The following is a 13,100-nucleotide window of genomic DNA, read 5'->3' as shown; positions in this document are numbered from 1 at the left end:
GCTTGTCCCGGGCATCCACGTTCTTCGTACCGCAATCAAGACGTGGATGGCCGTGCCTTCGCCGCGCCGTAGCGGCTTCGTCCGTGCAGGCGGGACAAGCCCGGCCATGACGGAAGGATAGCTAGCCCCTGCCCCGACGACAGACGTTCATCAACCATTCAGCCACACCCCGTTGAAATCGCCCGATCTCGCCTCACGCTCTCACCGGGACTCCTTCGTGACATCAATGCTGGCTTGGCGCCGCCTCGTATTCGCGCTCGCCCTGCTGGCCTTGCCGCTGGCAGGCGCTGGTGTAGCGTGCGCATCCGAGACGATCGAGTTCGCACAGGCGCAACCGCAAGCCCAGCCAACGCCCGCGCCTTCGCCGACGGCGACGCCGGCACCGTCTGCAGACGCACAGCCCCCCGCCGTCGAGCCGATCGGCAACGTCGCGACCGTGACGGGGATCGCGACCGTGATCCGCGACAAGAATGCCTATCCGCTGCGCGTGCGCGACGATATCTATCTCAACGACATCGTGCAGACCTCGTCGAACTCCGCGCTCGGCATCACCTTCAACGACGCCACCACGTTCAACCTCTCGGCCAGCGCGAAGATCACCATCGACAATTACGTCTATGACGACGGCGGCAAGCAAAATTCGGCGATCTTCGACGTCGGCAAGGGCACGGTTGCCTTCGTGGCGGCCGCGGTGGCGAAGACGGGCGACATGAAGATCACGACGCCGACGGCAACGCTCGGCATCCGCGGCACCACCGGGGTCGTCGACGTGCCCGAAGGGGCGGCGGCGAACCGGGCGCGCAACGTCAACATCAAGCTCTATCCCGACGCCGACGGCCGGGTCGGCCACATCGATGTCGAGGAACGCGCGAGCGGCGCGCGGCTCGGCGCGCTGACGCAAGCCGCGAGCGGCTTTGCGATCCGAGCGGGCGCAGCCACGGCCGGCGGCATGCGCTTTGCTGCCGTGCCGATCATAATTCCCGCGCAGCAGATCGCGCGCGACCGCGGCTTCGTCGGCCAGGTGCATCTGGCGCAGACTGCGGGCCGGCAGATCGTCATCGAGCAGCGCGACTTCCGTCGCGCCAATCCGGCTGCGCTCAGCCGCATTCCGCGGCCGGCACAACCGCCGCAGCAGCAACAATTGCGGCCGACGACAACCCCAGGCCGGCAGCCGCAACGACCGAACGTCCAGCCGCGACAGGACAATCGTCCGGGTCAGCAGCAGCCGGGCACGCCGAGCCGGCAGGGACTACAGCAAGGCATGCAGCCGCAGCCCGGCCAGCCGCAAGGTGCCGGCCGTCCACGCGTACCGCAGACCCTGCCGCAGCGTGGTGGACAGATTCAGCCCGGAGGAATCGTGCCGCCGCAACCGGGCGGGACACAGCAAACAGGTCCGCAGCAGCCATTGCCGCGCACAGGATTGCAACCGGGCCAGCCTCCGGCTCAACAACCAGGTATGCAGCGCCCCGGCGGCTTCCAGCCACGCCTCCCCGCCGCGCAACGTCCCGCAGCGCCGCACAGACCCGCGCCCGCTCCGAAGGAGAAGGAGCGGCGGTAGTCTTCCTTCTCCCCGTGCGGGAGAAGGTGGCGCGAAGCGCCGGATGAGGGGTCTATCCACTCGCCGGACCCGCTCGTGAGGATAGAGACCCCTCACCCGTCTCGCCGCTATTGCGGCGAGCCACCCTCTCCCACAAGGGGAGAGGGTGCACCTTCAATGCCGCACTGAAATTGCGCGTAAGTAACTCACGCTTCGCCGCGCAGCCAAGCTTTCACCTTCCGCAACAGGCCGTGCCGCAATTCATCGACGGATGCTGCTTCCGCTTGTGTCAGCGTCTGCAAAGATGCATGGATGTCGTCTTTCGCCAACGGCGACACCGGCTCGGAAACCTGCTCCGGGGCGAACAGAGGCGCCAGCCCTGCCGCCGCGAGCGCGATCGGTCCGATCTGAGTCAGGAAGACGCGTTCGTATTCGCGCGACAGACGGGCGATCGCGTCGTCCAGCGTCAGCCAGTCGACCGCCTTGATGTCGTTCATCAGCTTGCGGACCGGTCCGCCGTCGGCCTCCATCCGCCAGTAATGCACGACCTTGGAGCGCCCGCCGGACTGATAGACCAGCGTGCCCAGAAATTCGTGCACGGCCACGTCGTGGCCGGTCTCCTCCAACACCTCGCGGTGCGCGGCTTCCCTCGGCGTCTCGCCGTCGTCGAGCTTGCCCTTGGGCAGGACCCATTCGTTGCGCTTGCGCTGACGCACGACTGCAACCAGCGGCACCGGCGCGCGCCGCAACACAATACCACCCGCCGCCATGACCGGCGCCCGCGCCATCGTCACATCCGTATCGATCGAACCGTCCCCGCCCGACGATATAGGCGGCGGGGGCGGCGGATTGAAGGCTACTTTCTCCTGAGCAGCGCTTGACCGGCGCGAATGCGCGTGCCCTCGGCAATGCCGTCGCAGAAGGAGAAATCGCCGGGCGCGAGGATGATGATGGTCGAGCCGTGCTCGAACCAGCCGAGCTCCTCGCCTTTGCTCACGTTGACGTCGCCGGGAAAATTGACCGGGCCGCGGGTCTGCGCGCTCAGCACCATGTCGAGAAAATGCAGGCGGATGCTCGCGACCAGGATCGCCGCAACCGGCACCAGCGTCACGGCTTCGCCGGTCGACAGATGCGTGCGGATCACCGCGCGCTCGTTCTTGCAGAACAGACGCTCGACGCGTTTGAGCGCGATCGGGTTGACGTTCCAGACGTCGCCGTGGATCAACGTGACCCGCTCGATGTGCGCGTCATAGGGCGCATGGAAGCGGTGATACATGCTCGAGGTCAGCCGCAGCGTGACGAAAGAGCCGTTGCGGTGCTGCTCGACCAGCGCGGAATCGCCGACGAGATCGAGCAGCGAATAGGGCGCGCCCTTGACTTGGAACAGTTCGGTGTCCGCGATTTTCCCGTGAGCGCCGACGATGCCGTCCGAAGGGCTCGCCACCACCGCAGGATCGGGATCGAACGGCCGCAGGCCCGGCTTCAGCTCCCGGGTGAAGCAGTCGTGCAGGCTGCTGAACTGCGTCTTGCGCGCCTCCGACAGATCGAGGTCGGAGAACAGCTTCCACAGCGCGATCGAGAAATCCCGCACCAGGGGATTCTCGATCTTGGAGAACCAGCCCATGAAGCGGGTCAGCGCCGCGCGGGGGATGCGGTTGGTCAACAGGAAGTTGAGGTCTTCCTGCTGGGTGAAAGAGGCGATGAGGGCTTTGACTGTCATGAATCTGTCAGCTCGCAGGTTTAGCGCTTGTTGTCATGGAAACGACACTCCCGATTCTCTCGATGTCCGTGGCCGCCGCAGCGTCCGCTGCCGCCGTCCTCCCGAAGATCAAGGCGCGGGTCGAGCTCTCCCGCGCCAAGCACCGCTCGCTGGCCGGGCACTCGAAGATGTCGCGCCGGGTGGCGCGGCTGCTGCCGTTCTACGAGTTCGAGGGTGATCAATACTTCGCCTGCGACGGCGCGCCGGCGAACATCGCAGCGCAACGCAAGGACGCCTTCTTCCGTCTCGCCAGGCTTTACGCCGAGCGCTACCCCCGGGGTCGCGCGATGACGAAGGAAGCGGCGGAGACGATCTCCGACCTGAACTTCACCGAAAGCTACCGCGTGCCGTTCCAGTTCTCGCGTCTCGTCCGCGAGCATCTGGGCACCTCGACCTTCATGGAATCCTCGCGCGGCGTCACCGTCACCGACGTCGACGGCAACACCGCTTACGACCTCACGGGCTCCTACGGCGTCAACATCTTCGGCAACGACTTCTACAAGGAGTGCATCGAGGGCGCCGAGAAGCGCGCGCATGCGCTCGGCCCCGTGCTCGGCCCCTACCATCCCGTCATCCTCGAGAATGTGCAGCGGCTCTGCCAAATCTCCGGCCTCGACGAAGTCTCGTTCCACATGTCCGGCACCGAAGCCGTGATGCAGGCGGTGCGGCTGGCGCGCTACCACACCAAGCGCACGCATCTGGTTCGTTTCGCCGGCGCCTATCACGGCTGGTGGGGCGACGTGCAGCCGGGCGTCGGCAATCCCATTCCTGCGCATGAGACCTATACCCTCGCCGAGATGTCGGAGAAGACGCTGCATGTCCTGCGCACGCGCAAGGACATCGCCTGCGTGCTGGTCAACCCGCTGCAGGGGCTGCATCCTAACGCAAACGCGCCCGGGGATTCCTCGCTCGTCGATTCCTCGCGCGGAGGCCATTTCGATCGCGCGGCTTACACCGAATGGCTGAAGAAGTTGCGCGAGGTCTGCGACCAGCGCGGCATCGTCCTGATCTTCGACGAGGTCTTCGTCGGCTTCCGCCTCGCTGCCGGCGGTGCCCAGGAGTATTTCGGCGTGCGCGCCGACATGGTGACCTACGGCAAGAGCCTCGCCGGCGGCCTGCCGGTCGGCGTGGTCTGCGGCAAGCGCGAACTGATGCGCCGCTTCCGCGACGACCGCCCCGCCGACATCTGCTTCGCCCGCGGCACCTTCAACTCGCACCCCTACGTCATGACGGCGATGGACGAGTTTCTGAGCCGCCTCGCCAGCCCGAACTTCCGCGCCGTCTATGACGGGCTGGAAGAGACCTGGAACGGGCGCGTGAAGAAGCTCAACCAGATGATGCAGGATGCCGACCTGCCGGTGCGCTTCGCCAACTTCTCCTCGATCTGGACGGTGAAATACACCACGCCGTCCCGCTACAATTGGATGCTGCAATATTACCTGCGCGCCGAAGGCCTGGCGTTGAGCTGGGTCGGCACCGGACGGCTGATCTTCAGCCTCAACTACACCGACGCCGACTTCACCGAAGTCGCCGACCGCTTCGTCCGCGCTGCGCAGAAGATGAAGGCCGACGGCTTCTGGTGGCACGATGGCGTGCTCACCAACAAGCAGATCAAGCGCCAGATCCTGAAAGAGATGCTGGCCAAGCGCTTCGGGCGCTGAGGCTTTCTGACACTTGGCCCCGATCACCGCTCGCCCTTCTCCCTCGCCCCGCTTGCGGGGAGAGGGTCGGGGTGAGGGGGACTCTCCGCGCGTGCGGTGAGCATTGACGCACGACCATCTGGCAGCATCCCCGCGGAGAGTCCCCCTCACCCGAATTTGCGCTCCGCGCAAATTCGACCTCTCCCCGCACGCGGGGAGAGGTGAAGGAAGCACCGCGTTCGCAGCCCCGAACACGTGGATGCCCGGCACAAGGCCGGGCATGACGTAGCCATCAGACATCGGAGCGTGTCGCGTGCGCCGCGCGCTTCAAGCGTGCTGCTCTTCGAGCACGGGCTCGTCGATGAAGCCCAGCGTGTGCTCGGGATTGAGGTGCAGGCCGGGATCCATCAGCTCGCCGCGCATCAGGGCGAGCGGAGCACCGCGATAGAGCATCAAATCGTGGAACGGATCGGTCAGGATCTTGGTCATCCAGACGAGGCCGGTCTCGACGTCGCGGATGAAGAACAGGTGCACGGTGCGGAACAGCAGGCCGCCGCCGCCGACCACGAGCCAGATCTTCGCCACCTGCCGCATGAAGTCGGTCGCGCTCTGCCAGGGCGTGAAGATGCCGAACAGGGTGGGATCGACGACCAGCACCAGCGGCGACAGCGCCCAGATCGCCATCAGCACCACCTTGCGCTGCAAATTGTAGCCGACCTTGATCTCTTCCTTGTACTCGTGCGTCGCCTGATTGATGTGGTCGTAGGTGTGCGGCTCGAAGAAGAAGTGACCAGCCTGGCGCGAGGTCATCGACACCAGCCAGCCGACCAGTGCCGAGACGACGGGATCGATGAACAGCCAGACATAGGCAAAGAGGAAGCTCAGCGCGCTGACGAAGTGCAGGCTCTGATTGATGCGGCTGTGGTGATAGTAGCGATGGTCGTCCCAGCGCTGGATCCGCAGCTGCTCGAGATAGTTCTTGATCATGCTCATCCCCAAAATGCTTTCGGGTTCAGGATTTACAGAGATTCGATGTAGGCCGTGTGACATCATCATTTTGTCATGTGACGATGTGCAGCGGCGCGATGACGCACGAAAGACGCGTAAGCTCACGCCGCCTTGGCGACGTCGACCTTGCGGAAGCGCACCAGCGAGAAGTGTCCCAGCGGCGGAATCAAGCGGCGCTCGGCAAGCTCGATGCCGTGCGCGCCGGCGAGCCATTTGGCGTAGCGCGACCAGGCGAACTCGGCGGTGCGGAAGCCGAGCGGACGCACCACCGGCTGCAGCTTCTGCTCGATGAAGCGGCGCATGCCGGTGTCGGCGCTGACGCGGGTGAGGATGATCAATTCGCCGCCCGGACGCAGCACGCGGGCGAATTCGTCGAGCGCCTTCTCCGGGTTCGGCACGGCGGTGACGACGTATTGCGCCATCACGACGTCGAAGGAATTATCGGGGAATTCGAGCTTCTCGGCGTCCATCACCGCGAGGCCCTCGACGTTCTTCAGCTTCTGCTCCGTCACGCGGCGCCGCGCCTTGTCCAGCATCGCTTCCGAGATGTCGGTGCCGAAGATGCGCAGGTTCGGCGCGTAGAGCGGCAGCGAGATGCCGGTGCCGACGCCGACCTCGAGCACGCGGCCGCCGATCTTGTTGGTGGCCGCGATCGCGGCCTGCCGGCCCTTGGCGAACACGCCGCCGAACACGAGATCGTAGACCGGCGCCCAGCGGTCATAGGCCTGCTCGACCGTGCCGCGCGTGAGGTCGAGCTGCTGGGTGCCGTCAAGGTTCATGATCTTAGCCATCGATGAGGTTCTCGCTGTGGTTCGAATAAACGGTCAGCCGCGCACCGGCCGCCGCGCCATGCGAGGCGAGGCGCGCAAGGAGCGGCTGGGCTGCAGTGAGGTGAGGTTGCCGACGAACTGGCGCGCGCTGTTCTCCCAGGAGCGCTCCAGCGCGAAATTGCGGCACGTCTCGCGCGACATCGTGAGCGCGCGCAGGCAGGCGGTGCGCAGATCGTGGTCGATCGCGCCGATCGGGTGATCGGCAATGACGTCCTTCGGGCCCGTGACCGGAAACGCCGCAACCGGCGTGCCGCAGGCGAGCGCCTCGAGCTGCACCACGCCGAAGGTGTCGGTCAGGCTCGGAAACACGAATACGTCGGCCGCGGCGAGATGCGCGGTGAGATCCGCCCCCTTCTTCTCGCCGAGGAAGACTGCGTCCGGATATTTCTTCTCCAGCGCCGCCTTCTGCGGGCCGTCGCCGACCACGACCTTGGTGCCGGGCAGGTCGAGCGAGAGGAACGCTTCGAGATTCTTCTCCACCGCCACGCGCCCCATCGTCATGAAGATCGGGCGCGGCAGGTCGAGCTGTGCCGGAGCGTCGGGATGAAACAGCCCGGTGTCGACGCCGCGCGTCCAGAAGCCGAGCCGCTTGAAGCCGCGCTCGGACAGCTCCTGCCGCAGCGAGGGCGTCGCAACCATGGTCATGGCGGCGGCATCGTGGAAGTGGCGCAGCACCGCATAGCCGACGCCCGCCGGGATGCCGGTCCGCACCGAGACGTATTCCGGAAAGCGCGTCGTGTAGGAGGTGGTGAAGGCGAGCCGGTTGCGGCGGCAATAGGCGCGCGCCGCCCAGCCGATCGGGCCCTCGGTCGCGATATGCAGCGCCTCCGGCGCGGCCTTCTCGATCCGCCGCGCGATCTCCTTCGCCGAAGGCAGCGCAAAGCGCAGGCCCGGATAGGTCGGCAGCGGCCAGGACGGAAAGCCGTCGGGGGTGAGGAAGTCGATCTCGACGTCGAGGGTCTTGGCCGCATTCGCCAGGGAGGTCAGGGTGCGGACCACACCGTTGACCTGGGGATGCCAGGCGTCCGTCGCGATTAATACCCGCATGGGAAAATCCCGAGAGTTTGATGATTCTCAGGCATCGACCATCAACGAAGGATATTTCAGGCGTGTGACGTCACAGAAGTGTCGGCGCGCTGTTTTGTTCGTTAACGAGCCGGCGGGGCCACGAAACTGTCATGAAACAATTCTTGCCGCCGTGAAACCGTTTTCGGTTTTCCGCGCAAATGTCCCGAAACGTTTTGCCGTTAGGAATTCAGGCAACGGAGCACCGCAACGGTGCCGCGGTGAGCAAAACACCGAGCAAACAGGGGCGATCACATGTTCAATCTGGACACGTTCAAGACGTTTTCGCGCGCCGTTGCACTCAGTGCCGTCGCGGTCTCCGCAATCACGTTCGCTGGTGCAGCCAAGGCCGCGCCGGTGCAGATCTTCCCGTTCTTCCAGCCGCTGCCGCCGATGACCGCGCCGCAGCCGCTGCAGCCGTATCAGCCGTCGTATCAGCCCTATCAGGCGCCGACCTACCAGACCGAGCCCGAGGATCAGGACGCGGTCGAGCTGCCGGCCCGCTTCCGCCGCCAGACCGTCTCTTACGCGACGCGCGAAGCGCCGGGCACGATCATCATCGATACGCCCAACACCTATCTCTATTACGTGCTCGGCAATGGCCAGGCGTTGCGCTACGGCATCGGCGTCGGCCGCGACGGCTTCACCTGGTCCGGAATCCAGTCGGTGAGCCGCAAGGCCGAGTGGCCGGCCTGGACGCCGCCGCCGGAAATGATCGCCCGCCAGCCCTATCTGCCGCGCCACATGGCCGGCGGCCCCGGCAATCCGCTTGGCGCGCGCGCCATGTATCTCGGCGGCACCATCTACCGTATCCACGGCACCAACGCCCCCGAAACGATCGGCAAGCGCGTGTCCTCCGGCTGCATCCGCATGACCAACGAGGACGTCACCGACCTCTATTCCCGCGTCAACGTCGGCACCAAGGTGATCGTGCTGCCGATGACCGAGCGCCGCGCAGACCTCGGCGCCGCGAGCCGCTGAAGCGACAGGACAACGTAACGCGAACGGCCCCGGAACCCACCGGGGCCGTTTTCGTTTGCCCTGACATCCCGTTGCGCCTGTTGCGGCGCAATCCCCGATGGAGGCGCAAATGCGACCACGAAGGCAACCCTCGCCAAGCCCATGGCTGCACGCCCTCGCCGGCGCCGGAGCACTGACGCTGCTCGTGTCCGCGCCCGCCTCGCTCGCGCAGCAACCCGCGCCTGACGACGCCGGCAAGCAGGCTTTCAACAATTCCTGCCGCACCTGCCATTCCATGAAGGAAGGCGACAATCGCCTCGGTCCCAATCTCAACAAGATCGTCGGACGCAAGGCCGGCTCGCTGCCGGACTACAATTACTCCTCGTCCATGAAAGAAGCCGGCTTCGCCTGGGACCAGGACAAGCTCACCCGCTTCATGGTCAAGCCGGACGAGGTCGTGTCCGGCCACAAGATGCAGCCCTATGGCGGCATCTCGAAGGACGAAGCGGGTAAGGTGGTTGCGTATCTGCAAGCGGCGGGCGGAACGCAATAGAAGGCGCCACCGTGGGGCAATTGGCTTGCGAGGTGCGGCCATCCTTCGAGACGCCCGCCTCCGGCGGGCTCCTCAGGATGAGGGCTGCGTGCGCGGCCTCATCCTTGCAGCAAGCCTGGAACGTCAGTTAGCCTCTTCCTGAGGAGACCGCGAAGCGGTCGTCTCGAAGGACGAGGCGTTCACGATGACAGACGGCGCATACCTCTACATTCTCCAATGCGCGGACGGCAGTTACTACATCGGCACGACCCGCACCGAGCTCGAGATCAGAGTCGCGCAGCACAACGCCGGCACGTTCGAGGGCTACACAAAGTCTCGTCGACCCGTCACTCTGGTCTTCTCTCAATGGTTCGATCGCATCACCGACGCAATCGAATGCGAGCGCAAGCTCAAGAAATGGAGCCGCGCGAAGAAGGAAGCATTTATGCGCGGCGACTTCGCCAGGCTGCATGAGCTGGCAAAGCGAGGATCACATCATCCTTCGAGACGCCCGCCTCCGGCGGGCCCTCAGGATGAGGCCTGAGTGCGGGGCAGCTCTCTAGCCGCGGCTCCGATGTCGATTAGCCTCATCCTGAGGAGACCGCGGAGCGGTCGTCTCGAAGGACGAGGCGTTCACACCGGCGGCGCGCTTACCGGCTGACCGCGCCCCGCCATCAGCCTCAGCCACGCCGCGGCGTGGAACGCGCTCATCAAGAGATACATCGGCACCATCCCGCCGAGCAGAGAGCCCTGCCCGGCGCCGCACAGCATCTCCGCGGGCCCACCCCCGGGCAAAGCCGTCAGCACGGCCATGATGGCGAAGGTCGGCGTGGCCGCCAGCCCCAGCCATCTGGCGAGGTGGCGCGCGGCCGCGACGCCGTCGGGGCTGGCGCTGGGGACCGCGCTGACCGGACCGGTCATTTCCGCTCTCCCGCGGCCTCCTCGCGGAAGGCTTTCTCGCCGGCGTCCGAGATCTCCACCCATCGCTTGTCGGGCGCGGCGCCTTCGGTGTAGCTGTCGTGCCAATTCCACCATTTGTAGGTCGGGGTCTGGGGGTAACCTTCCGGCGAATCTTCCCACACCTCCTGGCGGCCGAGCGGGGTGATGTCGAGATAGTTCCAGGTCCCGCCCATCTGCTCGTCACCGCGGCTCTTGACGAAATAGGTGCGGAAGATGCGCGTCCCGTCGCGGTAGAACACATTCGTCCCGTGCCATTCGTCGACGCCGAAATCGGCATCGAAGCTGTCGGTGATGGTGACCCAGGGCATGATCCAGCCCATCCGCTGCTTCAGCCTGACGATGTCGGCTTGCGGCGCGCGCGAGGCGAACACCAGCGTGGTGTCGCGGGCATTCAAGTGCGAGACATGGGCGACCTGGTCGGCCACCATGGAGCAGCCGCGGCAGGCCTGATCGGGCCAGCCGAACACGCCGGGCTCGAAGAAGGCGCGATAGACGATCAGTTGCCGCCGGCCCTGGAACAGGTCGTGCAGACTGAGCTTGCCGCCGGGCCCCTCGAACGCATAGGTTTTGTCGACAGCCATCCACGGCATGCGGCGCCGCTCGGCGGCCAGGGCGTCGCGGGCACGGGTATGCGCCTTCTCCTTCACGAGCAGCTGCAGACGGGCCGCCTCCCAGTCCTGCGGCGACACCACCGGCGGTGTCTGCATGGCGGTGTGTCCGTTGGTTCCTGCTTTTTCTGCTGATGTCATCATGACTCTCCAAAGCTTTTGCTCGACGTCCTGCCAACGACTTCTGGCACCAAGCGGTTGCGCGGTGGGAGTAACAAGTGTGGCGGGATTGACATGGAATCGCTGATCACTGCCGCTGCGCGCGCCTTAGAGGCCGGTGATCCGCTCGGCGCCCTGAACCGCGTCGCGCTGCGCAACGATGCGCCGTCGCTGGCGCTGCGCGGCATCGCAATGGCGCAGCTGGGCGATCTCGCCAAGGCCAAGTTGCTGCTGCGCACCGCCGCGCGCGCCTTCGGTCCGCGCGAGGCGGTGGCACGCGCAAGATGCCTGGTGGCCGAAGCCGAGATCGCGCTGGTCTCGCGCGATCTGAACTGGCCGGTGAAGACGCTCGCCGCGGCACGCGCGACGCTCGAACAGCACGGCGATCTCGTCAATGCCGCCCATGCGGGCCATGTCGAGGCGCGCCGCCTGCTTCTGGTCGGGCGCCTCGACGAGGCCGAGCGCACCCTCGCCGAAGTCCGTCCCGCGATGCTCCCGCCCGCGTCGCAGGTCGTCCGCGAGCTCGTGCTCGCCGGCATCGCCATCAGGCGGCTCAGAACGAACGACGCGCGCACGGCGCTCGGCCGCGCGGCTCACGCGGCGCGCCTTGCAGCCATTCCGGCGCTCGTGGCCGAGGTCGACAGCGCGAGCCTGATCCTCGACACGCCGGCAGCACGCCTGATCGCCCGCGGCAGCGAACATCCGCTGTTGCTGGGAGAGGTCGAACGTCTGGCGACCTCGACGGCGCTCGTCGTCGATACCTTCCATCACGTCGTGCGGAGGCAAGGCGTCGCGGTGTCGCTTGGAACGCGTCCCGTGCTGTTCGCGCTCGCGCGTCTCCTGGCGCAGGCATGGCCTGCGGATGTCTCGCGCGAGACGCTGATATCCGGCGCCTTTCAAGCCAGGCACGCCGACGAATCGCACCGCGCGCGCCTGCGCGTCGAGATCGGACGACTCCGCACCAAGCTCGCGCCGCTGGCCGATATCAGCGCGACGAAGCAGGGCTTCGTGCTGGCGCCGCGGAAGACGCGCGACGTCCTCGTGCTGGCGCGGCCCGTTGAGGAGAAGCACGCCGCCGTCCTCGCCTTTCTTACCGACGGCGAGCCATGGTCGAGCTCGGCGCTCGCGCTTGCGCTTCGCATCAGTCCGCGCACCGTGCAGCGCGCGCTCGAGGAGCTGGCGCGGTCGGGCAAGGTGCAGTCGTTCGGACACGGACGGGCGCGCCGCTGGATGACGCCGCCCGTTCCGGGTTTCCCGACAGGCTTGTTACTCCCCACGCCGCTCCTGAAGACGTAGGATGCGCGTTAAGCACAGGGAGCAAGCACATGAAACGTTCAGCCGCCGAGATCGTCACGGAGTATGGACCCTTTCCAGGCGTCGAGGCCGTGCATGGCGTCACCTATGACGGCACGCGCGTCTGGTTCGCTTCCGGCGACAAGTTGAACGCGCTCGATCCGGCCGACGGCAGGATCGACCGCTCCATCGACGTCGCCGCGCATGCGGGAACGGCGTTCGACGGACGGCACCTGTTCCAGATCGCCGAGGACCGCATCCAGAAGATCGATGCGGCTTCGGGCAAGGTGCTCGGCACCATTCCGGCGCCGGGCGGCGGCGGCGATTCCGGCCTCGCCTGGGCCGAGGGCTCGCTCTGGGTCGGGCAGTATCGCGACCGCAAGATCCATCAGATCGATCCCGAAACGGGGAAGATCCTCCGCACCATCGAGAGCAAGCGCTTCGTGACCGGGGTGACCTGGGTGGACGGCGAGCTCTGGCACGGCACCTGGGAGAACGAACAGAGCGATTTGCGTCGGATCGACCCGGAAACGGGACAAGTGATCGAGCAGATCGACATGCCCGCCGGCACGATCGTGTCAGGCCTGGAATCGGACGGCGGTGACCGTTTCTTCTGCGGCGGAGGCAATCGCGGCAAGGTGAGAGCGGTCCGGCGCCCGCGGCAAAGCTAGAGCATGATCCGGAAAAGTGCGAAGCGGTTTTCCGAAAAGATCATGCTCAAACAACAACCTAAAGCGCGATGACGATTC

The 13,100-nt window shown here is 66.0% G+C and carries 14 protein-coding genes; 7 read left to right on the top strand and 7 right to left on the bottom strand.

What is annotated here, in order from left to right; all coding sequences use genetic code 11:
* Positions 1-226: 226 nt before the first annotated feature.
* Positions 227-1,558, top strand: coding sequence for a FecR family protein (locus N2605_RS08160; RefSeq protein ID WP_260347428.1), 1,332 nt, complete (start codon positions 227-229; stop codon positions 1,556-1,558).
* Positions 1,559-1,743: 185 nt separating this feature from the next.
* Here the strand turns inward: N2605_RS08160 and N2605_RS08155 are convergent, their stop codons facing one another.
* Complete coding sequence (locus N2605_RS08155) at positions 1,744-2,325, bottom strand: NUDIX hydrolase (RefSeq protein ID WP_036028428.1); 582 nt, start codon at positions 2,323-2,325, stop codon at positions 1,744-1,746.
* A 68-nt stretch (positions 2,326-2,393) separates the two neighbouring features.
* Positions 2,394-3,257, bottom strand: coding sequence for an archaetidylserine decarboxylase (asd, locus tag N2605_RS08150; RefSeq protein WP_260346258.1), 864 nt, complete (start codon positions 3,255-3,257; stop codon positions 2,394-2,396).
* A gap of 35 nt (positions 3,258-3,292) precedes the next feature.
* Between asd and N2605_RS08145 the strand changes: the two genes are divergently transcribed.
* Positions 3,293-4,957, top strand: coding sequence for an aminotransferase class III-fold pyridoxal phosphate-dependent enzyme (locus N2605_RS08145; RefSeq protein ID WP_260346257.1), 1,665 nt, complete (start codon positions 3,293-3,295; stop codon positions 4,955-4,957).
* Between the two features lie 306 nt (positions 4,958-5,263).
* Here the strand turns inward: N2605_RS08145 and N2605_RS08140 are convergent, their stop codons facing one another.
* The 3 genes from N2605_RS08140 to N2605_RS08130 form a co-directional block, all read right to left on the bottom strand.
* Positions 5,264-5,923: a membrane protein gene (locus N2605_RS08140; RefSeq protein ID WP_025034507.1), complete on the bottom strand. Its 660-nt coding sequence runs from the start codon at positions 5,921-5,923 to the stop codon at positions 5,264-5,266.
* A gap of 122 nt (positions 5,924-6,045) precedes the next feature.
* Positions 6,046-6,735: a class I SAM-dependent methyltransferase gene (locus N2605_RS08135; protein ID WP_036003432.1), complete on the bottom strand. Its 690-nt coding sequence runs from the start codon at positions 6,733-6,735 to the stop codon at positions 6,046-6,048.
* Positions 6,736-6,768: 33 nt separating this feature from the next.
* Positions 6,769-7,821, bottom strand: a complete 1,053-nt coding sequence (locus N2605_RS08130) for a glycosyltransferase family 4 protein (protein WP_057026948.1) — start codon at positions 7,819-7,821, stop codon at positions 6,769-6,771.
* A 273-nt stretch (positions 7,822-8,094) separates the two neighbouring features.
* Between N2605_RS08130 and N2605_RS08125 the strand changes: the two genes are divergently transcribed.
* The 3 genes from N2605_RS08125 to N2605_RS08115 all read left to right on the top strand — a co-directional run bounded on the left by N2605_RS08125 (position 8,095) and on the right by N2605_RS08115 (position 9,875).
* Entirely contained in the window at positions 8,095-8,820 is a 726-nt protein-coding gene (locus N2605_RS08125; protein ID WP_109144693.1) for a L,D-transpeptidase, read from the top strand.
* Positions 8,821-8,917: 97 nt separating this feature from the next.
* Positions 8,918-9,352, top strand: coding sequence for a c-type cytochrome (locus N2605_RS08120; RefSeq protein ID WP_036028446.1), 435 nt, complete (start codon positions 8,918-8,920; stop codon positions 9,350-9,352).
* Positions 9,353-9,536: 184 nt separating this feature from the next.
* Positions 9,537-9,875, top strand: a complete 339-nt coding sequence (locus tag N2605_RS08115; RefSeq protein ID WP_225112559.1) for a GIY-YIG nuclease family protein — start codon at positions 9,537-9,539, stop codon at positions 9,873-9,875.
* Between the two features lie 89 nt (positions 9,876-9,964).
* On the opposite strand, the gene N2605_RS08110 is transcribed toward N2605_RS08115, so the two are convergent.
* Both N2605_RS08110 and N2605_RS08105 read right to left on the bottom strand, forming a co-directional pair.
* The gene (locus N2605_RS08110) at positions 9,965-10,252 is read right to left on the bottom strand and encodes a hypothetical protein (protein WP_036028447.1); all 288 of its coding nucleotides are present in this window, start codon (positions 10,250-10,252) and stop codon (positions 9,965-9,967) included.
* Entirely contained in the window at positions 10,249-11,043 is a 795-nt protein-coding gene (locus tag N2605_RS08105; protein WP_260346256.1) for a DUF899 domain-containing protein, read from the bottom strand. The genes N2605_RS08110 and N2605_RS08105 overlap by 4 nt, the downstream gene beginning before the upstream one ends.
* 90 nt (positions 11,044-11,133) lie before the next feature.
* Between N2605_RS08105 and N2605_RS08100 the strand changes: the two genes are divergently transcribed.
* On the top strand, positions 11,134-12,354 hold the full coding sequence (locus N2605_RS08100; protein WP_260347427.1) for a helix-turn-helix domain-containing protein: 1,221 nt from the start codon (positions 11,134-11,136) through the stop codon (positions 12,352-12,354).
* A gap of 29 nt (positions 12,355-12,383) precedes the next feature.
* On the top strand, positions 12,384-13,022 hold the full coding sequence (locus tag N2605_RS08095; protein ID WP_036003402.1) for a Vgb family protein: 639 nt from the start codon (positions 12,384-12,386) through the stop codon (positions 13,020-13,022).
* The last annotated feature ends 78 nt before the right edge of the window (positions 13,023-13,100 follow it).

It is taken from the genome of Bradyrhizobium yuanmingense (assembly GCF_025200905.1).
Taxonomy (GTDB): Bacteria; Pseudomonadota; Alphaproteobacteria; order Rhizobiales; family Xanthobacteraceae; genus Bradyrhizobium; species Bradyrhizobium yuanmingense.
The sequence above is the reverse complement of the archived record's forward strand: the minus strand, read 5'-3'. Positions and strand labels throughout refer to the sequence as shown.

Bases quoted from the DNA above. Each gene is read 5' to 3' on its own strand.
- N2605_RS08110 (WP_036028447.1), bottom strand. From the start codon at position 10,252: ATGACCGGTCCGGTCAGCGCGGTCCCCAGCGCCAGCCCCGACGGCGTC.
- asd (WP_260346258.1), bottom strand. From the start codon at position 3,257: ATGACAGTCAAAGCCCTCATCGCCTCTTTCACCCAGCAGGAAGACCTC.
- N2605_RS08115 (WP_225112559.1), top strand. From the start codon at position 9,537: ATGACAGACGGCGCATACCTCTACATTCTCCAATGCGCGGACGGCAGT.
- N2605_RS08095 (WP_036003402.1), top strand. From the start codon at position 12,384: ATGAAACGTTCAGCCGCCGAGATCGTCACGGAGTATGGACCCTTTCCA.
- N2605_RS08155 (WP_036028428.1), bottom strand. From the start codon at position 2,325: ATGGCGCGGGCGCCGGTCATGGCGGCGGGTGGTATTGTGTTGCGGCGC.
- N2605_RS08160 (WP_260347428.1), top strand. From the start codon at position 227: ATGCTGGCTTGGCGCCGCCTCGTATTCGCGCTCGCCCTGCTGGCCTTG.
- N2605_RS08105 (WP_260346256.1), bottom strand. From the start codon at position 11,043: ATGATGACATCAGCAGAAAAAGCAGGAACCAACGGACACACCGCCATG.
- N2605_RS08130 (WP_057026948.1), bottom strand. From the start codon at position 7,821: ATGCGGGTATTAATCGCGACGGACGCCTGGCATCCCCAGGTCAACGGT.
- N2605_RS08100 (WP_260347427.1), top strand. From the start codon at position 11,134: ATGGAATCGCTGATCACTGCCGCTGCGCGCGCCTTAGAGGCCGGTGAT.
- N2605_RS08135 (WP_036003432.1), bottom strand. From the start codon at position 6,735: ATGGCTAAGATCATGAACCTTGACGGCACCCAGCAGCTCGACCTCACG.
- N2605_RS08140 (WP_025034507.1), bottom strand. From the start codon at position 5,923: ATGATCAAGAACTATCTCGAGCAGCTGCGGATCCAGCGCTGGGACGAC.
- N2605_RS08125 (WP_109144693.1), top strand. From the start codon at position 8,095: ATGTTCAATCTGGACACGTTCAAGACGTTTTCGCGCGCCGTTGCACTC.
- N2605_RS08120 (WP_036028446.1), top strand. From the start codon at position 8,918: ATGGAGGCGCAAATGCGACCACGAAGGCAACCCTCGCCAAGCCCATGG.
- N2605_RS08145 (WP_260346257.1), top strand. From the start codon at position 3,293: ATGGAAACGACACTCCCGATTCTCTCGATGTCCGTGGCCGCCGCAGCG.